Source organism: Azonexus sp. IMCC34839, from assembly GCF_047047955.1.
Lineage (GTDB): Bacteria > Pseudomonadota > Gammaproteobacteria > Burkholderiales > Rhodocyclaceae > Azonexus.
Map to the genome: position 1 here is coordinate 1,275,375 of NZ_CP150631.1, position 19,843 is coordinate 1,295,217.

Sequence of the window (19,843 nt, forward strand, 5' to 3'; positions counted from 1 at the left end):
CTTACTCCAATACCAGTCGAGCCACATCGCCACGCGAATGCGGCGTCAGATCGATACTCTGACCACGCCAGAACAGGCGAACGCCGGGCGCATAACCGATAACCACCGACAGCGGCCCCTGACCACCGACAATCTGCTCCGCCCCTGCGGCCAGGCGCTGCGAGAAAACCACCTTGTTTTCGCGATCACGCACTTCGACCCAGGCTTCCTTATCCGCCACCAAGCGCATTTGTCCATCAACCACACCAGAGGGGAGCGATGGAGCAGAGGTAGCTGCGGCCGCCACATTCGACGGCGATGCCGAGGGTGCGGCTGGGGCAGGAGTCTCGCCTGGGGTGACCGCCTGCGGATTAAGCACTTGCTGGGGCGTAGCTCCAGGCGGTAGCACCGGTTCGCTTTGCGCCACAGAGGAAGACGGCGCTGCCGGTTCTTCCTTGCGCGCCATGGAGTCAAGCAAGGACTGCACATCGGTTCGCAACGCGGCGAGGTCATTTGGCAACAAGAAGTAAAGAGCCGATGCCAGCAAAACCGCGAGCAACCCAATGGCAACAACAAGGCGATCACGCCGAGCAGGACCGCCGCCGAACTGTGGCATATCGGCTGGCTGCACCCGCGGCACCGTCAGGGTATCGACCGGCTTGACCAATATCGGATCAAGTTGCGCCACAAGCAGGCTGGGATCAAGTTGAACCAAGCGCGCATAGTTACGGACGAAACCCCGGATAAAGGTTGCCCCGGGCAAACCATCCCACTGACCATTTTCCAGCGCCTCAACCTGGCGCTGCCCCAGCTTGAGGGTCTTGGCGATATCGGAAACCTTTAAACCCAAGGCCTCGCGGGCTTCACGCAATTGCGTACCCACCGCCGGCATTTCGATTGCAACAGTAGAATCGGCGGGCAATTCGCTCCCCTGTTCCTCGCGATCCATCATTCGAAATTACCTTTGAGAAATTCCTGATATTCGGGAGAACTGGGGTAGCGACTCCGCAACTGGGAAGCATAGCTGCCCTCAGCGACCTTGTTACCCAGCTTGCGCTCTATCCGCAAACCAAGCCAGATTGCTTCGGCCGAAGGCGGCTCCATCATCTTCGCTGCCTCGTTCAGATAGACCCGCGCCTCTTCGAGAATATTGCGCCGATAAAACAAGCGAGCCAACTGGAAACGGGCTACCACGGCCCCATCGCGCGACAACTGAATCGCCTTCAGCAAATAAGACTGAGCCCCCTCAAGATCACCAGCCTTCAAGGCACAGGTGCCGGCATTCGTATAGGCACGATCGGGGGTCTCGTAAAGCGGACTCTTCAGGGCGTTCAGGAAATACACGATCGACTGGCGTTCCTTACCCGTTTCGCAGAGGAACCAGCCATAGTTGTTGTTCACTTCGGGATCACCCGGCGCCATGCTCAATGCCCGCTGAAAATCTTCCTCTGCCTTGCCGTACTCTTTCAACGAGGTATGAACCAGACCACGGACGCTATAGGCTGGGTAATAACCGGAATCGATACCGAGCGCGATGCGGAGTTCATCCAAGGCAACGGCCATATTGCCAGCCTGGAAATACATGGCCCCGAGCTCGGTATGTATTTTTGCCCGGTTGCGCGGGTCGGTGGCCCCTGCCTGATTGTCGCTCGGCACCGGATAGGAATAACCCCGTTGCTGGGCGTTAGCCAGCAACACGCAACACGCGGTCAAACATAAAGCTGCAATCCGATGCTTCAGTGAAAACACTTTCACGGCCTAGCCTCCGTCAGGGGAATAACTCGTCCAGCAGTACGTTTTGTTTTGTCCTTGACCTGCCCGGCCAATTGACCGCAGGCTGCGTCGATATCGTCACCGCGCGTCTTGCGCGTCGTGGTGACGATGCCCGCTTGCATCAGGATATCGGCAAAGCGGCGCACCCGTTCCGCCGGAGAACGCTTGAACGGCGACCCCGGGAACGGATTGAAAGGAATCAGGTTGAATTTGCACGGCACATGCTTGACCAATGCCAGCAACTCACGAGCATGGGCATCGGTATCGTTGATGCCGTCGATCATTGTGTACTCGAAGGTGATGAAATCGCGCGGCGCATTTTCCAGATACCGCTGGCAGGCAGCCATCAACTCCTTCAAGGGATACTTCTGGTTGATCGGCACCAGCTCGTCGCGCAGCTTGTCGTTCGGCGCGTGCAACGAAACGGCCAACGCCACCGGACACTCCTCGCGCAGACGATCCATGGCCGGTACCAAACCAGAGGTCGACACGGTCACGCGGCGTCGCGACAAGCCATAGGCGTTGTCATCGAGCATCAGACGCAAGGCGGCGATCGTGTTGTCGAAATTGGCCAGCGGCTCGCCCATGCCCATCATGACGACGTTGGAAATCACCCTTTCGTCACCGTGCACCGCACCCAGGGCCTGATTGGCCCGCCATAGCTGGCCGATAATCTCGGCCACCGTCAGGTTGCGGTTGAAACCTTGTTTGCCGGTCGAACAGAAAGCGCAGTCAAGTGCGCAACCGGCTTGCGTGGAAACGCACAGCGTGCCCCGGTCGTCCTCGGGAATGAATACCGTTTCCACGGCATTGCCATTGCCGACATCGATCAGAAACTTGCGCGTACCGTCGTCGGAAAGCTTGTCCGACACGACGGCAGGTGGCACCACGACCGCCCTCGCCTTGAGCTTTTCACGCAGGCTCTTGGCGATGTCGGTCATGGCATCGAAGTCCGCCACGCCGGATCGATGCATCCAGCGCAACACCTGGCGCGCCCGGAAGGGCTTTTCGCCCTGCTCGGCAAACCAGGCGGTCAGGCCTTCGGCATCGAAATCCAGCAGATTGACGGTCATCGCTTACTACTTCGGCAGAGAATTAACGGCCGCTGTAGGTGTTCATCCCCGGGAAGAAGAAGGCAATTTCCACGGCAGCGGTTTCCGGAGCGTCGGAACCGTGCACAGCGTTGGCGTCGATCGACTCGGCGAAATCGGCGCGGATGGTGCCCTTGTCGGCCTTCTTCGGATCGGTGGCGCCCATCAGTTCGCGGTTCTTGGCGATAGCGTTCTCACCTTCCAGGCACTGGATCATGACCGGACCCGAGGTCATGAATTCGACCAGATCCTTGAAGAAGGGACGCTCTTTGTGCACAGCGTAGAACTGGCCGGCTTCCTGGGCGGACAGCCAGGTCATGCGGGCAGCGATGACCTTCAGGCCGGCGTTTTCAAAACGGGAGTAGATCTGGCCGATAACGTTCTTTTTGACGGCGTCCGGCTTGATGATGGAAAGGGTGCGTTCGATAGCCATTTGCTTGCTCCGAGAAATGCTAGTCAGTTGAAAAACGGGACATTTTAGCAGAAGCAAAGCATCTGCGCCGTCTTACCTGCTGGCAGTTTTGCTACTTCGTCTCGGCTTTCAACGGCTCGCGTAACAATGCGAAATCGCGTGGAGCGACATATTGGAGCAATTCCTTGCCATCGGCATCGACAATGACATCAAGCCCCTTGGCCGGATAGAGCAGATGAACCCGCTTCTCCGAAACCGGCAGACGCTCTTCGGGCTGGCCGAAACGCTGGATGACAGTCGCTTCGTCAAGATTGACCGAAGGAATCACGCTCAATGCCTTGACCGGCATGCGATAGACCGACGCCAGGTCATCCGGATGCAAGCGAATCTTGCGTGTCGTGCTTTCCATATGCTCAGCCTTCAGGGCTCGCTCACGCATTGCCGTCACCACGGCCGGCGAGGCATCGACGGTAATGATCACCCTGGCCTGAACAAAACCGAGCAAGACCTGCGAGACATAGGCTTCGATCGTCCCCACTTCGTCCGGCGCGGCAATGATCGCCACCTCGAGATCGCCACCCAGACGGTCACGAACATCGCCCAACAAACTCGTTCCCGGCGAAACACCGAATACACGACTCCCCCCATGGCCATCCAGCTCTATCTGCCAAGGCAGATTGGCATTTGGATCGACACCTGACTGCTTGCCCAAATCAGGCAGCAAAAACGGCAGTAGCAGAGCGAGAACGATCAATGCAAGGATCGACAGGGCAAGTTTCATGAAGGCAGTGAATATGGGGAAACGGCCTGCGATTGTGCCACACCGCGACCCACCCAACGAAAAAGCCCCGGACCAGCCGGGGCTTCAAGAGCGTGAGCAAACTCAAATTTACAGCATGCCGAGCTGACGCGGCAGCCAGAGGGAAAGATCCGGCCAATAGGTCACCACGACAAGGAAGCCCAGCATGGACAGGAGCCACGGCCAGACAGCGACCGTCAGTTCCGTAATGCCCATCTTGGTAATACCGGATGCGACATAGAGGTTCAGACCGACCGGCGGGTGGCACATGCCAACCTCCATGTTCACCACCATCAGGATGCCGAAATGCACCGGATGGATACCCAACTGCACGGCGACCGGGAACAGGATGGGCGCGAAGATCAAAACGATCGAGGAGGGCTCCATGAAGTTACCGGCCAGCAACAGGATGATATTCACCGCCAGCAGGAAGGTAATGACGCCAAGACCATTGCCCAGCATCCAGTCAGCCAGAGCCTGCGGGATGTTCTCGTTGGTCATGATGAAGGAGAAGAGCACCGCGTTGGTGATGATATACAGCAGCATCGCCGACATGTTGGCCGAGTTCAGCAGCACCTTCGGCACATCCTTCAAGCCCATGTCCCGATAGATGAAAACTGCCACGATGAAGGCGTACACCGCAGACATGGCCGCTGCTTCGGTCGGCGTGAAGATGCCGGTGTAGATCCCGCCCATCACGACGACGATCAGGAACAACCCCCAGACCGATTTGCGGAAAGCAGCCCAGCGCTCAGCCCAGGAAGCCTTTGGCTGGCGTGGATAGTCGAACTTGCGCGCGCGATACCAGGTCACACCACCGAGCGTGGCAGCAAGCGCCAAACCTGGAATCACCCCGGCCATGAACAAGGCACCGACCGAGGTATTGGTCGCCACCGAGTACATCACCATGACGATGGATGGCGGGATCAGGATGCCGAGCGCACCCGAGGTCGAAATGACACCCGCGCCGAAGCGGTTCGGAAAGCCCGCCTTGACCATGGCCGGCAACAGGATGGAGCCGATCGCCACCACGGTCGCCGGACTGGAACCGGACACCGCAGCAAACAAGGCACAAGCCAGTACGCCAGCCAAACCGAGACCGCCATACCAGTGACCAACCATCGCCGTGGCGAAATTGATCATCCGCTTCGCCACGCCGCCATGGGTCAGGAAATTGCCGGCCAGGATGAAGAACGGGATAGCCATGATCTCGAACTTCTCGATCCCGGTGAACAATTTGAGCGCCACCGATTCCAGCGGCACCTGCGTCATTGTGAACAGGAAAGTCAGTACGGTCAGACCAAGCGAAATCGAAATCGGCATGCCGGTCAGCATCAGGACTGCCAGCAGCGAGAAAATTACCAGAGCGTTCATTGCTGGCCTCCTTGCTTGTCATCGCCTTGACGACGTTCGGCTACCCGCCGCTCATCCGCCACTCCGGCAGACTCCTCGCGTCGATCGTTGCCGCTGCGACGCTCACCGATCTGTGCATGCTTCAAGTCATGCATGTGCAGGTTATCGCCCATACCATAGACATCGACATCGACCGGCAGCTTTTCTTCATCTTCCAGGCCATCGACGTGACCATGATCGTGGTGCGGCAACTCCCCGGTTTTCACGAAGCCCCAAGTCACTTGCAGGAAGCGGAAGCACATCAGCGAGGACCCCAGCGGGATCGCGCTATAGACAATCCACGTAGGCCATTCGAGATCGGGCGTGATCGGCCCTTCGTACAAATCCCCCAACGGGATGCCGAGGAAATTGTAGATGGCGTAGTGTGCGCCGTTTTCCCAGACGAAAGTCGCACCCAGCGTAGCGATGATGCCGGTAAAAGTCGCACCGGCCAGCAAGCCGAATACGATGAATTTGCCGCGCATCTTGTCGTCCAGGCGATTGATCAGCACATCGACGCCCACGTGGATGCCGGTGCGCACGCCGTAAGCGGCGCCAAACTTGGCCATCCAGACAAACATGATGATGCACAGTTCCTGCGCCCAGCTGAAATTCAGGCCGAGCAGCCAATCCTGCAGACCTGGAATTTCAACCCCCGCCAGATAGCGGTGGGCGACCGAGATGAAGATGATCAGCGTAGCCGCCCCCATCAGGAAGGTGACCAGCAACTCTTCGAGGTGATTAAGCACCCGATTGATCATGATAATTTCCCCACAAAAACGCGGGGGCCGCAGCCCCCGCTGAGATTTCCCCGATTACCCGGGAAAATCAGAGGCTGTCCGGCTTGAAGCCGATGTCTTTATAAACAGCCTGGATGATTTCCTTGCCAACACGGCCTTCCATCTTCTGATGCACCGGTACCAGCGCCTTCTTGAAGGCAAGGCGCTCTTCCTTGGTCGGCACGTAGACGGTGGTCTTGCCGCTCTTCTTCACGGCATCCAGCGAGCTATCGTTCTCGACCTTGGCGATCTGGTTGGCGTAGCGAGTGGATTGCTCCATCGCGTCTTCCAGTTGAGCGCGCACATCAGTCGGCAAACCATCCCAGAATTTCTTGTTAACGATGACGGCATAGCCCAGATAACCGTGCTCGGTCAGGGTCAGATGCTTCTGCACTTCATGCATCTTCTGGGTATAGAGATTGGAGATCGGGTTCTCGGTACCATCGACCACACCGGTCTGAAGTGCCTGATAGACCTCGGAGAAAGCCATCACCTGGGGCATGGAGCCCAGGGAACGCATCTGCTCCTCAAGCACCTTGGAAGACTGGATGCGCATCTTCTTGCCCTTCAGGTCAGCCGGCGTCTTGATCGGCGAATTGGCCGAGAAGGACTTGAAACCGTTGTCCCAGTAGGCCAGCCCACGGATACCCTTCGGCTCCAGCTTGGCCAGCAATTGCTTGCCGACGGCACCATTGGTCACCTTGCGCAGATCGTCGTAGCTAGCGAAGATGAAGGGCAGGTCGAAGACTTCGAACTCCTTGACGCCGAGCGGACCGAACTTGGCCAGCGACGGGGCCAGCATCTGAACGGCGCCCAACTGCAGCGCTTCCATTTCTTCCTTGTCCTTGTAAAGCGTCGAGTTGGGATAAACCTCAACCTTAACCTTGCCCTTGGTCAATTCCGCCGCCTTCTTGGCAAACATTTCAGCGGCCTTGCCCTTGGGCGTATCGGCCGCCACCACGTGACTGAACTTGATGACGATGGGCTGCTGGGCAAATGCCGCAAGCGATAGTGTGCCGGCGAACAAGGCGACGGCAAGCTTGGATAGTTTCATTTTTCTCCTCCAGGTAGACGAACCGCACAGCAAATTAGCGGTTGTAGAAATTATTACGAAAGATGTAATCGCAACGTATTGTGGTTTTCCACAAAAAAAACCGCCGGACTCGCCGGCGGTTATACAGCATTACCCCGTCAAATTCAGGTCAATGGTGTTCGACCTGGGGACGCGGAGCGTGCGGGATCATCACTTCCGGTGCGTCATCCAGCACCAGTTCGGGACGATCGGCCTCATCAGGCGTTTCGTCATTGAGCACGGCGTTCATCTTTTCGACATCCAGTGCCTTGCACCATTTGGCCACGACCAGAGTAGCCACGCTATTGCCGATGAAATTGGTCAACGCCCGCGCTTCCGACATGAAGCGGTCAATGCCGAGAATCAAAGCCAGACCGGCGACCGGCACCGTCCCGACGGCGGACAAGGTCGCTGCCAGCACGATAAAGCCGGACCCGGTCACCCCCGCGGCGCCTTTCGACGTCAGCAGCAAGATGACCAGCAGCGTGATCTGGTGCTGCAGATCGAGCGGCGTGTTGGTGGCCTGCGCGATGAAGACCGCAGCCATCGTCAGGTAGATCGAGGTTCCATCGAGGTTGAAGGAATAACCGGTCGGTACGACCAGACCGACAACCGACTTCTGCGCACCGGCATTCTCCATCTTGGCCATCAGGCGCGGCAAGGCGGATTCGGACGACGAGGTACCCAGGACTAGGAACAGTTCTTCCTTGATGTACTTGATCAATTTCCACACCGAGAAGCCGTGCACCGCAGCAATCGTTCCCAGCACACCAAAAATGAAAACAACGCAGGTCAGGTAGAAGGCTCCCATCAGGTTTGCCAGTTGCGCCAGGCTACCGACACCGTGCTTGCCGATGGTGTAGGCCATGGCGCCGAATGCACCAATCGGAGCGACCTTCATGATGACACCGACGATGGCGAACAGGATGTGTGAAAGTTTTTCGACCAATTCGAACACCGGCTTGCCGCGCTCACCGAAGGCATGCAGTGCATATCCGAAGAGCACCGAGAAGAACAGCACCTGCAGCATGTCGCCCTTGGCAAAGGCATCGACCACGCTGGTCGGGATGATGTTGATCAGGAATTCGGTGGTCGACTGCATCTGGCCGGGTGCCGCGTACTTGGCGATCCCCTTGGTATCCAGGGAAGCCGGATCGACGTTCATGCCAGCACCCGGCTGCCAGACATTGACCACGACCAGGCCGATGATCAACGCGATGGTGCTGACAACTTCGAAATACAACACGGCGTAGCCGCCGGTCTTGCCCACCTTCTTCATGTCTTCCATACCGGCGATACCGACGACGATGGTGCAGAAGATGATCGGCGCGATGATCATCTTGATCAGCTTGATGAAAGCATCGCCCAGCGGTTTCATGTCGGCGCCGACCGACGGATAGAAATGCCCCAATCCGACGCCGATGGCAATCGCCACCAGCACCTGGAAATAGAGGCTCTTGAAAATCGCCCTCTTTGCCATACAGCCAACTCCTTTGCGGTGAAATCGTGCCGGCACACCCAATGCCGGGATTGGGGCGGCAGTATCGTCACAAGGGAGAGTCCGGGATATTGTGGCTATCCGAATTGTGGAAAGCCGCAATGGACTCCGGCGGATTTTGCTGAGGTACCATCGCCCGATGATTGAAATACCCCAACCCAGTCCCAACCAATCCCGCCGTTTGCGCTGGCTACTCGCCCTGCCCAAGTACGGCATCGTCCTGTTGCTGCTTGCCATGCTTTCCCTGCTTGGCCTGCTGCACTACAACGAAGTTGAGGAAGAGCGGAACGCCCTGATCAAGGACGTGCTGTGGCTTGAACAGAACCTTCAATTCCATTTGAGCGGTAACGAAGAACAGTTGCAACAGTTGGTACTCGATATGGGCAACCTGCCGGAACCCCAGAAACTGTTCCGGTTGCGTGCCACCCACATGCTGAAAAATTCTCCGGAAATCGCTCAAATCATATGGTTCGACGAGGCACAGCACATCATTGATGCCCTACCATCCACCGCCTTGCCCGACGAAGCGCTACGCAGTTTCGGCCCTGTAGTGACCGAAGAAGCCTTTGAAATTGCCCGGCGCCTGGGCAAACGCACCTACAGCAAACCCTTTCTGCTTGAAGGCAAGCGAGCCTTCGTCGAACTGCTGATTCCGTTACAGAAAGGCGGGATGCTGGTCGCCGTCTATCCCCTGGATACTCTGCTCTCCAACCAGGTGCCATGGTGGTTCGCCGAAAAATACATGGTCGAGATCACCGACGACAACGACGTTCGCTACGCCAGCAACACACGGATCGAAGGCAAGAGCAATCAGACCTACGAAATACCGTTCGACCCTCCGGGACAAGGCCTGATGCTACGCGTCACCAGCTATCGCGGCCCGGACAACTCGCTGCAACGTACACTGATCGTCGCCATCGTCCTACTCGGCGCTGGCGTCTTTTGGAGCCTCTGGCTGGTGCGCGACCTGATGCGCAAGCGAAGCCAGGCTGAAGAGGCCCTGCGCGCCGAGCACGCCTTCCGCGCCGCGATGGAAGATTCGCTCACGGTCGGCATGCGAGCACGTGATCTGAAGGGCAAGGTCATTTACGTCAACCCCGCATTCTGTCGCATGACTGGTTTTTCCCCCGATGAGCTGGTCGGCCAATCACCGCCCATGCCCTATTGGGCCCCCGAGCAACTGGACGAAACCTATGCCCGCCACCAGGAGGTCATGGCCGGCGAGGCCCCCCCCGATGGTTTCGAGATCACCTTCAAGCGCAAGAATGGCGAACGCTTCCAAGCCCTGGTCTATGAGGCCAAGCTGATCGATGGCAACGGTCAACATACCGGCTGGATGGCCTCCGTCCTCGATATCACTGAACGCAAACGCGCCGAAGAACTTGCCCGCCAGCAACAGGAACAACTGCAATTCACCTCGCGCCTCGTCACCATGGGCGAAATGGCCTCCACCCTGGCGCATGAGTTGAACCAACCCTTGGCCGCCATCGCCAGTTACAACACCGGCTGCCTGAATCTCCTGAAAACCGGGCAGGCCAAGCCCGACGACCTGCAACCCGCGCTGGAAAAAGTGGGCGTTCAGGCGCAACGCGCCGGCAAAATCATTCGCCGCGTACACGACTTCGTGCGTAAGAGCGAACCCAAGCGCGCGCCGTGCGATCTGCGCGAGGTGATCGAGGATTGCATAGGTTTTGTCGAGTCCGAGGCGCGCAAGCGCCGTATCCGCATCGAATGCAACCTGCCTGACCTGCCGCCGATTCCTGCCGACCGCCTGATGCTCGAGCAGGTATTGCTCAACCTGATCCGCAACGGCATGGAGGCCATGGCTGAAACGCGAGAAAGCGATCGCCTGCTACGTCTCGATTGCCGACTTGACGACGCCGAATTGCGCGTCAGCGTTGCCGACAACGGCTGCGGCATCGCTCCAGAAATCCGCGACCGCCTGTTTACCGCATTTTTCACCACCAAGCCGGAGGGCATGGGCGTTGGCCTGTCGATCTGCCGCTCCATTGTCGAATTCCACCGCGGCCGGCTATGGGCCGAAGACAATAGCGCATCGCCGAACGGACGCGGTACGATATTCACTTTCTCGCTACCCGTGGATGCCGAATGAGCCAGCCGCAAGCGCACTTGGTCGATGACGACGAAGCGATTCGCGACGCCCTGTCGTGGTTGCTGAAATCGCGCAACCTGCCCTACGCCACCTACGACTCGGCTGAGAGTTTCCTCGCCGCCTGGTCGCCGGCGATGAGCGGCTGCGTGGTGCTCGACATGCGCATGTCCGGCATGAGCGGTCTCGACTGTTTCGATCAGTTGCGCGAACGCCAGTCCACCCTGCCGGTGATTTTCCTGACCGGCCACGGCGACGTTCCGCTGGCCGTGCAAACGCTGAAGAAAGGTGCTTTCGATTTCTTCGAAAAACCCCTCAACGACAACGACCTGGTCAACCGCATCGAGGAAGCCCTGGCCCACGACGTGCAACAACGCGCTGCCAACGCTTCCGTCGATTCGCTGAAGGCCCGACTGGCCACGCTGACCAGCCGCGAGCGGCAGATCATGGAACTGGTCCTGGCCGGCAAATTCAACAAGGTGATCGCCGACGAGTTGAACATCAGCATGCGCACCGTCGAAGTGCATCGCGCCAACCTTTTCGACAAGATGCATGTAAAGACTGCCGTCGAGCTGGCCAACCTGCTTAAAAACAATGCCTGATGCTTCCCTAAGGCGGCAATTTTCGCTAGCATTCCCCCAAAAACGATAGACGCCCAACGCGTTGGAACTTAATCCCTTCTACCCCATTCGTACTTCCCTTTCTTTGAGGAAATCATGAGCGAGCATATTCATTACGTAACCGACGACACTTTCGAAGCCGAAGTGCTGCAGGCGCAGCAACCGGTTCTCGTCGACTACTGGGCAGAGTGGTGCGGCCCCTGCAAGATGATCGCTCCCATCCTCGACGAAATCGCCAACGAGTACGCCGGCAAGCTGAAAGTGACCAAGGTCAACATCGACGACAACCAGGCGACCCCGGCCAAGTACGGCATTCGCGGCATTCCGACCCTAATGCTGTTCAAGAACGGCAATGTCGAAGCCACCAAGGTCGGCGCCCTGTCCAAGTCGCAACTCGCTGCCTTTATTGACAGCAACCTGTAATCTCCGTAGTCTCCCGGCCTGAGGGTGCGTCCTGCGCCTTCAGGCAGACGCGACAGAAAAGCTGTCCAGCGTCTATATCCCTCCCCTAGCTCCCTGTAAATTTGCGCCCAACATTGCGGGTCCGTTCCCGTATTCCATCCGGCGCCATCCATTCCCACATGCAACTTTCCGAACTCAAGACATTACACGTCAGCAAACTGCTGGACATGGCCACCGACCTCGGCATCGAGAATGCCAACCGGATGCGCAAGCAGGAGCTGATCTACGCCGTTCTCAAGGCCAAGGCCAAGAACGGCGACACCATTTACGGCGACGGCACGCTGGAAGTCCTGCCCGACGGCTTCGGCTTCCTGCGCTCGGCCGACACGTCCTACCTGGCCAACCCGGACGACATTTACGTCTCCCCGTCGCAGGTCCGCCGCTTCAACCTGCGCACCGGCGACACCATCGAAGGTGAAATCCGTACCCCCAAGGATGGCGAGCGCTACGTCGCACTGACCAAGCTCGAGTCGATCAACGGTTTCCCGCCGGAAGCCAACAAGAACAAGATCATGTTCGAGAACCTGACGCCGCTGCACCCGACGCGTCACCTCAAGCTCGAACGCGAAATCAAGTCCGACGAGAACATCACCAGCCGCGTCATCGACATGATCGCCCCGATCGGCTGCGGCCAGCGCGGCCTGCTGGTTGCCCCGCCGAAGTCCGGCAAGACCGTGATGCTGCAGAACATCGCCCATGCCATCACGGCCAACCATCCGGAAGTCGTGCTGATCGTTCTGCTCATCGACGAGCGCCCGGAAGAAGTGACCGAGATGACCCGCACCGTCAAGGGCGAGGTTGTCGCCTCCACCTTCGACGAACCGGCCACCCGCCACGTCGCCGTCGCTGAAATGGTCATCGAGAAGGCCAAGCGCCTGGTCGAACACAAGAAGGATGTGGTCATCCTGCTCGACTCCATCACCCGCCTCGCCCGCGCCTACAACACGGTGCAGCCGGCCTCCGGCAAAGTGCTGACCGGCGGTGTCGACGCCAACGCCCTGCAGAAGCCCAAGCGCTTCTTCGGTGCCGCGCGCAACATCGAGGAGGGCGGCTCGCTGACCATCCTCGCCACCGCGCTGATCGACACCGGCTCGCGTATGGACGAAGTGATCTACGAAGAATTCAAGGGCACCGGTAACTCCGAAATCCATCTCGACCGCCGCATGGCCGAGAAGCGCATGTATCCGGCGGTCAACGTCAACCGCTCCGGCACCCGCCGCGAAGAGTTGCTGCTCAAGCCGGACGTGCTGCAAAAGATGTGGGTGCTGCGCAAGCTGTGCTACCCGATGGACGACCTCGAAGCGATGGAATTCCTGCTCGACAAGGTCAAGTCCACCAAGGGCAACGCGGAATTCTTCGACGCCATGCGTCGCGGCTGATTCTCCGCCGCCTTGCTGGATCGAAAAGGGTCGGGAAACCGGCCCTTTTGTTTTCTACCCTGTGCCATCGCCTGCAAAAGTTGACTGCTGCGGTGCACCGCCCCAAAAGGCCAAAAAACAGGCCGGGCCCCGGTGTCGAAATTCGCACCGAAAACAGTTGCAAAAACAACCACGAAATCAAACACAAACCCCTAAAAAACCGTTGCACCGAAAGAACTATTCGACGATAATATGCGGCTTCCCAGATCGGCCACATCCGCCGGTCGCTTGTTTAAAGGACGAAAGATGAAAGCCGATATCCACCCGAATTACAAAGAAATCCAGGTGACCTGCTCCTGCGGCAACGTGTTCACCACCAAGTCGACCATGACCAAGGACGCCTTCCACATTGAAGTCTGCTCCGCCTGCCACCCGTTCTACACCGGTAAGCAGAAGATCGTCGACACCGCCGGTCGCGTTGAGAAGTTCAACCAGAAGTTCGGCGCCATGCGCGGCAAGGCTGCTGCCTGATCGGCTTCGGCTTCATGCTAAAGGGCAGCCCGTTGGCTGCCTTTTTCATTTCTGCCCCAGGTCTTTCACAGTTTCCCAATGTCCGAACTGATCGCCCGACTCCGTAACGGTATCCGCCTGCCGCCGGCCGGCTGGATGCTCGCCGCCATGCTCGCCTTCTACGTGCTGGCCGGGCTGTTCGGGCGCGACCCGTGGAAGGGCGAGGACGCCATCCACATCGGTACGGCCTGGCACATGCTACATTACGGCGACTGGCTGTCGCCCGATCTGGCCGGCCGCCCCTTCAACGAGCCGCCGCTCTATTACTGGAGCGCCTCGCTGACCGGCTTCCTGCTCGGCGGACTGCTGCCCCTGCACGAAGCCATCCGCTTCGCCAGCGCCCTCTGGGTAACGCTGGCCCTGATGGGTCTCTATTACGCCGGCCGCGAACTCTACGGCCAGGAAGATGCCGCCGCCGCCCCCATGCTGCTCGCCGGCTGCGCTGGTCTGGTCTTCCATGCCCACGATGCCCAGCCGATGCTGATTGCCGTTGCCGCCTACGGCGGCGCTCTTGGCGCGCTCGCCACCATCGGCCGCAAACCCAGACTGACCGGCATTTTCTACGGCCTTTCCATTGCCGCCTGTTTTCTTGGCACCGGCATCGCCACGACGCTGCCCTTGTTGCTGCTTGCGCCGCTTGCCTGGTGGCTGGCGCCGGACCGTCGCCAAGGCCTGATTACGTTGGCCATCGCTTTCGCCATCGCCTTGCTGTTCTGCCTCCCTTGGCCAATTTTGCTTTATGGGCTTGAACCGGCTCGTTTCCACGCCTGGCTAGCCACCGAATTTGCGCCGTTCAAGACACCGTTCGTCTTCTCCGGCCTGTTCGGTTTCCTCGCCATGGTGCCGTGGTTCGCCTTCCCGGCCCTGCCGCTAGCGCTTTGGACCCTGTGGACACGCCGCCAGAAATGCATCGAAAGCAGCCAGTTGCTGCCCTTAGCGCTTTTCGGCATTACCTTGCTGCTACTCGCCTGGACCTTCCGCGTCCGCGAAATCCCCGCCCTGCTGCTGCTACCGCCCATTGCGCTGCTTGCCACGCCGGGCGCCCTGACCTTGCGTCGTGGCATGGCCAACGCCTTCGATTGGTTCGCGATGATGACCTTCAGCGTTTTCGCGGTTTTCGTCTGGATCTGCTGGTCAGCCATGGCGCTTGGCTGGCCGACCAAGTTGGCACAGCGCGTGGTCGTCTTGCGCCCCGGTTTCGTCGGCCACGTCGATTTCCTGGCACTGAGCATCGGTATTGCTGCGACCGCCTGGTGGATCTGGCTGATTGTCACCGCCCCGCGCTCGCCCTACCGCAGCCTGACGCACTGGACCATGGGTTTCACCACGCTGTGGCTACTGCTGACCACGCTGGGCCTGCCCTGGTTCGACTATGGCAAGAGTTATCGTCCGGTCGCACAAGCCATCGCTCAAGCCCTGCCGGAAGGTCACGGCTGCCTGGCCGAACGCGGCCTGAACGATACGCAACGCGCCTCGCTGGCCTACTTCGTCGGTATCGAACCGGTGATGGAGAATTCCGAAGCCGGCCGCGCCTGCAACTGGCTGCTCGTTTTCGGCGACAGCCGGCGCGAACTCGCCTCACCGAACGGCAACTGGAACAAGATCTGGGAAGGCAGCCGTCCGGGCGACCGCAAGGAAAAATTCCGCCTCTATCGGCGGTAATCGAGGCGGGGACTCACCCCGCCCCGGTGCCGTTTATTCAGCGGCAGGTTGTGGCGCGATCAGGAAGTGCTCGCGGTAGTACTTCAGCTCTTCGATCGATTCATGGATATCGGCCAGCGCGGTGTGCTTGCCCTTCTTCTTGAAGCCCTTGTAAATCTCCGGCTGCCAGCGCTTGCACAATTCCTTCAAGGTGCTGACATCGAGGTTACGGTAGTGGAAGAAGGTTTCCAGCGTCGGCATATAGCGCGCCATGAAGCGGCGGTCCTGACCGATGGTGTTACCGCACATCGGCGAATGGCCGGCCAGCGAGTATTTCTTCAGGAACGCCAGCGCTTCCGCTTGGACCGCGGCTTCATCCATGGTCGAAGCCTTGACCTTATCGATCAGACCCGAGCGGCCGTGCGTTTTCTGGTTCCAGTCGTCCATCCCGGCCAGCGTTTCGTCCGACTGATGCACGACCCAGGCCGGCGATTCGGCAACCAGGCGCAATTGCTCGTCGGTCACGACCATCGCCAGTTCCAGAATACGGTCGCCGTCGGGGTTCAGACCGGTCATTTCCATGTCCAGCCAGACGAGGTTGTGTGCGTTGCCTGCCATATAATTGCCTGAATTCTTAAAAACCCGGATTTTCTCATAGCTTTGACCTCAAACGACCTCGCACCCCACTTCACCCAAGTCTTCGTCGCCTTCCTGCTGCTCACGCTGGCTATCCGCCTGTGGCTGAAATTGCGTCACATCGCCCACATCACGGCGCATAGCGCCGCCGTGCCGCCGGAGTTCGCCGCGACGATCAGTCTCGAATCGCACCAGAAGGCCGCCCGCTACACCATCGAGCGCTCCCGCCTCGCCATCGTCGAGACGCTGGTCGAAGCCGGCCTGCTCCTCGCCTGGACGCTGGGCGGCGGACTGCAATTCGCACACGATTTCTGGGCGCCTCGTCTCGACGGCCTGTTCTACGGCGTCGCCATGATCTTCAGCCTGATGTTCATCTCCGGCCTGATCGACCTGCCGTTTTCGCTCTATCGCCAGTTCGTCGTCGAAGCACGCTACGGCTTCAACCGCATGACGCTCGGCCTGTTCTTCTCCGACCTGATCAAGCAGACCCTGCTCGGCCTGACCATCGGCACCCCGGTGATTCTCGCCGTGCTGTGGCTGATGGCGGCGATGGGCAGCTACTGGTGGCTCTACGTCTGGCTCTTCTGGTCGGCTTTCAACCTGCTGATCCTCTTCATCTACCCGACCTGGATCGCGCCGCTGTTCAACAAATTCACCCCGCTGGCCGACGGCGAAATGAAGACCCGCATCGAAGCCCTGCTCGCACGCTGTGGCTTCCGTTCCTCGGGACTTTTCGTGATGGACGGCTCGAAGCGCTCCAGCCACGGTAACGCCTATTTCACCGGCTTCGGCGACAACAAGCGCATCGTCTTCTTCGACACCCTGCTCTCCCGCCTGCTGCCCGGCGAAGTCGAAGCCGTGCTGGCGCACGAGCTGGGGCATTTCCGCTGCCGCCATGTCGTCAAGCGCATCGTCGTCATGTTTGCCGGATCGCTGGCCTTCCTCTGGCTGCTCGGCCAGCTGATCGATGCGCCATGGTTCTATGCCGGCCTCGGCGTTTCCGCGCAAAACCAGGCGCTGGCGCTGATCCTGTTCTTCCTCGCGCTGCCGGTATTCACTTTCCCGCTGACGCCGCTGATGAGTGCCCTGTCACGCCGCCACGAATACGAGGCTGATGCCTATGCCGCCCGCCAGGCATCGGCCGCCGATCTTGTGCACGCCCTGGTCAAGCTGTACGATGACAACGCTGCAACGCTGACGCCCGATCCGCTGCATTCGCTATTCCACGACTCCCACCCGCCGGCGGCGTTGCGTATCGCCCGCCTGCAACTTCAGGAGAAGCCCGCATGAAAGCCCTGACCACTTCGCTCGTCGCCTCCCTGATGGCCTTTCCGGCAGTGGCCGAGCCGTGGGGTAACGCCGACCCCAAGGCCGGCAAGGTGCTCCATGAAAAAGCCTGCGTGGCCTGCCATGTGCGCCTTTACGGCGGCGACGGCAGCAAGATGTACACCCGCGATGGCCGCCTGTTGATGACCCAACTCGACATCCTGCAGCGCGTCGCTGCCTGCAATTCGCAAACCAATACCGGCTGGTTCCCGGAAGAAGAAGCCGAAGTCTCGGCTTACCTGAACCAGCAGTACTACCACTTCAAAAACTGATGCAGGGCCGCGTCATCGCCGCCCACGGGCGCCAGTACATGGTCGAGTTGGGCGACGGCACGGTGCTCCCCTGCTTTCCGCGCGGCAAGAAGAGCGAAGTCGCCTGCGGTGACCGCGTCGACATCAAGCAGACCTCGAACGACCAGGGCGTCATCGAGGCCATTCAGCCGCGCAGCAGCCTGCTCTACCGCTCCAATGAAATCCGCCAGAAGCTGATCGCCGCCAACGTCGATCAACTGGTCATCGTCGTCGCCAGCGAGCCCGCTTTTTCTGAGGAACTGGTCACCCGCGCCCTGCTCGCTGCCGAGAGCGCCGACATCGAGCCGCTGATCGTGCTCAACAAGTGCGACCTGGCCGACAAGCTCCCCGCCGCCCGCGAGCGTCTGGCCGTTTTCGCCGCCCTCGGTTATCGCATCGTCGAACTGTCAGCCCGCGACCACGCCGAAGACCTGCGCCCTTACCTCGCCGGGCAGACCAGCGTGCTGGTCGGCCAGTCCGGCATGGGCAAATCGACGCTGGTCAATGCACTGATCCCGGAAGCGCAGGCCGCCACGCGCGAAATCTCGCAGGCGCTCGATTCCGGCAAGCACACAACGACGCATGCCACGCTCTACCACCTCGACGCCGACAGCCACCTGATCGACTCGCCGGGCTTGCAGGAATTCGGCCTCGGTCATCTCGACAAAAACGACATCGAGATGGCCTTCCGCGAATTTCGGCCCTTTCTCGGCCAGTGCCGCTTCCGCGACTGCCGCCACGACCGCGAGCCGGACTGCGCACTGACGGCTGCGGTGCACGCCGGAAAAATCGAAAAAAGCAGAATGGCGGTCTATCGTCGTATTGCAGGACTGGACTAGCGTCTGACTGTAACCTGACCCGATTATGGGTGTATGATGGCCAGAAAACTCAATAACTCTAACAAAGCTGAAATTTCCGTCAGCGCGGAGAAGAGATGGAGACAGGCCTTCCCAGCATCCTGATCGTCGACGACACCCCGGAAAACCTGAGCGTTCTGGGCGAATTGTTGCAACCGACCTATCGTGTCCGCGCCGCCAATTCCGGCCGGCGCGCGCTGCAGATGGCGCACAGTTCGCCACCGCCCGACCTCATCCTGCTCGACGTCATGATGCCGGAAATGGATGGCTACGAAGTGCTGGCCGAACTGCGCGCCGACCCCTACACCAGTCATATCCCGGTCGTCTTCGTCACGGCCATGGACGGCACGCAGGATGAGGAACGCGGCCTCGACTGCGGTGCGGTCGACTACATCACCAAACCGATCCGGCCGGCCATCGTGCTCGCCCGCATCCGCACCCAGCTCGAACTCAAGCGCGCCCGCGACATCCTGAGCGACCAGAACGCCTATCTCGAAGCCGAAGTCGCCCGCCGCATGGCCGAAAACCAGTTGATCCAGCAGGTCAGTATCCATGCCCTGGCCCGTCTGGCCGAAACGCGCGATCCGGAAACCGGCAACCATCTGCTGCGCACCCAGGAATACGTGCGCACCTTGGCCAAAGCCCTGCAGCACCACCCGCGCTTCGCCCATTACCTCGACAATCACACCATCGACGCACTGGCCAAATCGGCTCCGCTACACGACATCGGCAAGGTCGGCATCCCCGACCACATCCTGCTCAAACCCGGCAAGCTGACGCCGGACGAGTGGGAAATCATGAAAACGCACGCCGAGCTTGGTGCCAAAGCCATCGCCCAGGCCGAGCAGGATGCCGAGAAACCCGTCGAATTCCTGCACATCGCCAAGGAAATTGCCTATTGCCACCATGAGAAATGGGATGGCAGCGGCTATCCGCGCGGCCTGGCCGGCGATGACATTCCCATCGCTGCCCGCCTGATGGCCCTGGCCGATGTTTTTGATGCGCTGATCTGCAAACGGGTCTACAAGCCGGCCTTCGCCATCGAAGATGCGCGGCAACTGATCCTCGACGGTCGCGGCAAGCATTTCGACCCGGATGTCGTGCAGGCCTTCACCGACCATTTCGACAATTTTGTCGCCATCGCCAAAGCCTTCGCCGACTGACCTCCCGGACTTAAG

20 protein-coding genes are annotated in these 19,843 nt (G+C 59.6%); 10 read left to right on the plus strand and 10 right to left on the minus strand.

The genetic code is table 11. From position 1 onward, the window contains the following. Position 1: 1 nt before the first annotated feature. The 9 genes from WIF35_RS06365 to WIF35_RS06405 all read right to left on the minus strand — a co-directional run bounded on the left by WIF35_RS06365 (position 2) and on the right by WIF35_RS06405 (position 8,777). Positions 2–931 (minus strand): helix-turn-helix domain-containing protein, encoded by a 930-nt coding sequence (locus tag WIF35_RS06365; RefSeq protein ID WP_412480723.1) that lies wholly within the window; start codon positions 929–931, stop codon positions 2–4. Continuing rightward, the gene (gene pilW / locus WIF35_RS06370) at positions 928–1,677 is read right to left on the minus strand and encodes a type IV pilus biogenesis/stability protein PilW (protein WP_412480724.1); all 750 of its coding nucleotides are present in this window, start codon (positions 1,675–1,677) and stop codon (positions 928–930) included. The genes WIF35_RS06365 and pilW overlap by 4 nt, the downstream gene beginning before the upstream one ends. A 53-nt stretch (positions 1,678–1,730) precedes the next feature. Continuing rightward, positions 1,731–2,825, minus strand: coding sequence for a 23S rRNA (adenine(2503)-C(2))-methyltransferase RlmN (gene rlmN, locus WIF35_RS06375; protein WP_412480725.1), 1,095 nt, complete (start codon positions 2,823–2,825; stop codon positions 1,731–1,733). A 22-nt stretch (positions 2,826–2,847) separates the two neighbouring features. Continuing rightward, positions 2,848–3,276, minus strand: coding sequence for a nucleoside-diphosphate kinase (gene ndk / locus WIF35_RS06380; protein ID WP_412480726.1), 429 nt, complete (start codon positions 3,274–3,276; stop codon positions 2,848–2,850). A 91-nt stretch (positions 3,277–3,367) separates the two neighbouring features. Beyond that, the gene (locus WIF35_RS06385) at positions 3,368–4,036 is read right to left on the minus strand and encodes a hypothetical protein (protein ID WP_412480727.1); all 669 of its coding nucleotides are present in this window, start codon (positions 4,034–4,036) and stop codon (positions 3,368–3,370) included. 108 nt (positions 4,037–4,144) lie between these two features. Then, on the minus strand, positions 4,145–5,428 hold the full coding sequence (locus WIF35_RS06390; RefSeq protein WP_412480728.1) for a TRAP transporter large permease: 1,284 nt from the start codon (positions 5,426–5,428) through the stop codon (positions 4,145–4,147). Then, positions 5,425–6,207, minus strand: coding sequence for a TRAP transporter small permease (locus tag WIF35_RS06395; RefSeq protein ID WP_412480729.1), 783 nt, complete (start codon positions 6,205–6,207; stop codon positions 5,425–5,427). Before WIF35_RS06395 ends, WIF35_RS06390 begins: the two co-directional genes overlap by 4 nt. A gap of 67 nt (positions 6,208–6,274) precedes the next feature. Further along, positions 6,275–7,279, minus strand: a complete 1,005-nt coding sequence (locus tag WIF35_RS06400; RefSeq protein WP_412480730.1) for a TRAP transporter substrate-binding protein — start codon at positions 7,277–7,279, stop codon at positions 6,275–6,277. A 148-nt stretch (positions 7,280–7,427) separates the two neighbouring features. Continuing rightward, the gene (locus WIF35_RS06405) at positions 7,428–8,777 is read right to left on the minus strand and encodes a dicarboxylate/amino acid:cation symporter (protein WP_412480731.1); all 1,350 of its coding nucleotides are present in this window, start codon (positions 8,775–8,777) and stop codon (positions 7,428–7,430) included. A gap of 157 nt (positions 8,778–8,934) precedes the next feature. Here WIF35_RS06405 and WIF35_RS06410 point away from each other — a divergent pair, with 157 nt between their 5' ends. The 6 genes from WIF35_RS06410 to WIF35_RS06435 all read left to right on the plus strand — a co-directional run bounded on the left by WIF35_RS06410 (position 8,935) and on the right by WIF35_RS06435 (position 15,577). Beyond that, positions 8,935–10,908: a PAS domain S-box protein gene (locus WIF35_RS06410; RefSeq protein WP_412480732.1), complete on the plus strand. Its 1,974-nt coding sequence runs from the start codon at positions 8,935–8,937 to the stop codon at positions 10,906–10,908. After that, entirely contained in the window at positions 10,905–11,507 is a 603-nt protein-coding gene (locus WIF35_RS06415) for a response regulator transcription factor (protein WP_412480733.1), read from the plus strand. The genes WIF35_RS06410 and WIF35_RS06415 overlap by 4 nt, the downstream gene beginning before the upstream one ends. 114 nt (positions 11,508–11,621) lie before the next feature. Continuing rightward, positions 11,622–11,948, plus strand: coding sequence for a thioredoxin TrxA (trxA, locus tag WIF35_RS06420; protein ID WP_412480734.1), 327 nt, complete (start codon positions 11,622–11,624; stop codon positions 11,946–11,948). 158 nt (positions 11,949–12,106) lie between these two features. Then, positions 12,107–13,366 carry a transcription termination factor Rho gene (gene rho / locus WIF35_RS06425; RefSeq protein ID WP_412480735.1) on the plus strand — a complete coding sequence of 420 codons (1,260 nt, stop codon included), beginning with the start codon at positions 12,107–12,109 and terminating at the stop codon, positions 13,364–13,366. A 285-nt stretch (positions 13,367–13,651) separates the two neighbouring features. Beyond that, a complete protein-coding gene (gene rpmE, locus WIF35_RS06430) occupies positions 13,652–13,876 on the plus strand; it encodes a 50S ribosomal protein L31 (protein WP_412480736.1) in 225 nt (74 codons plus the stop codon). A gap of 78 nt (positions 13,877–13,954) precedes the next feature. Beyond that, on the plus strand, positions 13,955–15,577 hold the full coding sequence (locus WIF35_RS06435) for an ArnT family glycosyltransferase (protein ID WP_412480737.1): 1,623 nt from the start codon (positions 13,955–13,957) through the stop codon (positions 15,575–15,577). Positions 15,578–15,610: 33 nt separating this feature from the next. Here the strand turns inward: WIF35_RS06435 and orn are convergent, their stop codons facing one another. Further along, positions 15,611–16,174, minus strand: a complete 564-nt coding sequence (gene orn / locus WIF35_RS06440) for an oligoribonuclease (protein ID WP_412480738.1) — start codon at positions 16,172–16,174, stop codon at positions 15,611–15,613. A gap of 42 nt (positions 16,175–16,216) precedes the next feature. Here orn and WIF35_RS06445 point away from each other — a divergent pair, with 42 nt between their 5' ends. The 4 genes from WIF35_RS06445 (at position 16,217) to WIF35_RS06460 (ending at position 19,828) form a co-directional block, all read left to right on the plus strand. Next, positions 16,217–17,482 (plus strand): M48 family metallopeptidase, encoded by a 1,266-nt coding sequence (locus WIF35_RS06445; RefSeq protein ID WP_412480739.1) that lies wholly within the window; start codon positions 16,217–16,219, stop codon positions 17,480–17,482. Beyond that, complete coding sequence (locus tag WIF35_RS06450) at positions 17,479–17,790, plus strand: cytochrome c (protein WP_412480740.1); 312 nt, start codon at positions 17,479–17,481, stop codon at positions 17,788–17,790. The genes WIF35_RS06445 and WIF35_RS06450 overlap by 4 nt, the downstream gene beginning before the upstream one ends. Further along, complete coding sequence (gene rsgA, locus WIF35_RS06455; protein ID WP_412480741.1) at positions 17,790–18,647, plus strand: ribosome small subunit-dependent GTPase A; 858 nt, start codon at positions 17,790–17,792, stop codon at positions 18,645–18,647. Before WIF35_RS06450 ends, rsgA begins: the two co-directional genes overlap by 1 nt. Before the next feature lie 95 nt (positions 18,648–18,742). Next, positions 18,743–19,828, plus strand: coding sequence for a two-component system response regulator (locus WIF35_RS06460; RefSeq protein WP_412480742.1), 1,086 nt, complete (start codon positions 18,743–18,745; stop codon positions 19,826–19,828). Positions 19,829–19,843: the final 15 nt, after the last annotated feature.

What these genes read in the sequence shown, in the direction of transcription:
- WIF35_RS06365 (WP_412480723.1), bottom strand. Translation starts at nt 931, where the DNA reads ATGATGGATCGCGAGGAACAGGGGAGCGAATTGCCCGCCGATTCTACT.
- rlmN (WP_412480725.1), bottom strand. Translation starts at nt 2,825, where the DNA reads ATGACCGTCAATCTGCTGGATTTCGATGCCGAAGGCCTGACCGCCTGG.
- ndk (WP_412480726.1), bottom strand. Translation starts at nt 3,276, where the DNA reads ATGGCTATCGAACGCACCCTTTCCATCATCAAGCCGGACGCCGTCAAA.
- WIF35_RS06385 (WP_412480727.1), bottom strand. Translation starts at nt 4,036, where the DNA reads ATGAAACTTGCCCTGTCGATCCTTGCATTGATCGTTCTCGCTCTGCTA.
- WIF35_RS06390 (WP_412480728.1), bottom strand. Translation starts at nt 5,428, where the DNA reads ATGAACGCTCTGGTAATTTTCTCGCTGCTGGCAGTCCTGATGCTGACC.
- WIF35_RS06395 (WP_412480729.1), bottom strand. Translation starts at nt 6,207, where the DNA reads ATGATCAATCGGGTGCTTAATCACCTCGAAGAGTTGCTGGTCACCTTC.
- WIF35_RS06400 (WP_412480730.1), bottom strand. Translation starts at nt 7,279, where the DNA reads ATGAAACTATCCAAGCTTGCCGTCGCCTTGTTCGCCGGCACACTATCG.
- WIF35_RS06405 (WP_412480731.1), bottom strand. Translation starts at nt 8,777, where the DNA reads ATGGCAAAGAGGGCGATTTTCAAGAGCCTCTATTTCCAGGTGCTGGTG.
- WIF35_RS06410 (WP_412480732.1), top strand. Translation starts at nt 8,935, where the DNA reads ATGATTGAAATACCCCAACCCAGTCCCAACCAATCCCGCCGTTTGCGC.
- WIF35_RS06415 (WP_412480733.1), top strand. Translation starts at nt 10,905, where the DNA reads ATGAGCCAGCCGCAAGCGCACTTGGTCGATGACGACGAAGCGATTCGC.
- trxA (WP_412480734.1), top strand. Translation starts at nt 11,622, where the DNA reads ATGAGCGAGCATATTCATTACGTAACCGACGACACTTTCGAAGCCGAA.
- rho (WP_412480735.1), top strand. Translation starts at nt 12,107, where the DNA reads ATGCAACTTTCCGAACTCAAGACATTACACGTCAGCAAACTGCTGGAC.
- rpmE (WP_412480736.1), top strand. Translation starts at nt 13,652, where the DNA reads ATGAAAGCCGATATCCACCCGAATTACAAAGAAATCCAGGTGACCTGC.
- WIF35_RS06435 (WP_412480737.1), top strand. Translation starts at nt 13,955, where the DNA reads ATGTCCGAACTGATCGCCCGACTCCGTAACGGTATCCGCCTGCCGCCG.
- orn (WP_412480738.1), bottom strand. Translation starts at nt 16,174, where the DNA reads ATGGCAGGCAACGCACACAACCTCGTCTGGCTGGACATGGAAATGACC.
- WIF35_RS06450 (WP_412480740.1), top strand. Translation starts at nt 17,479, where the DNA reads ATGAAAGCCCTGACCACTTCGCTCGTCGCCTCCCTGATGGCCTTTCCG.
- rsgA (WP_412480741.1), top strand. Translation starts at nt 17,790, where the DNA reads ATGCAGGGCCGCGTCATCGCCGCCCACGGGCGCCAGTACATGGTCGAG.
- WIF35_RS06460 (WP_412480742.1), top strand. Translation starts at nt 18,743, where the DNA reads ATGGAGACAGGCCTTCCCAGCATCCTGATCGTCGACGACACCCCGGAA.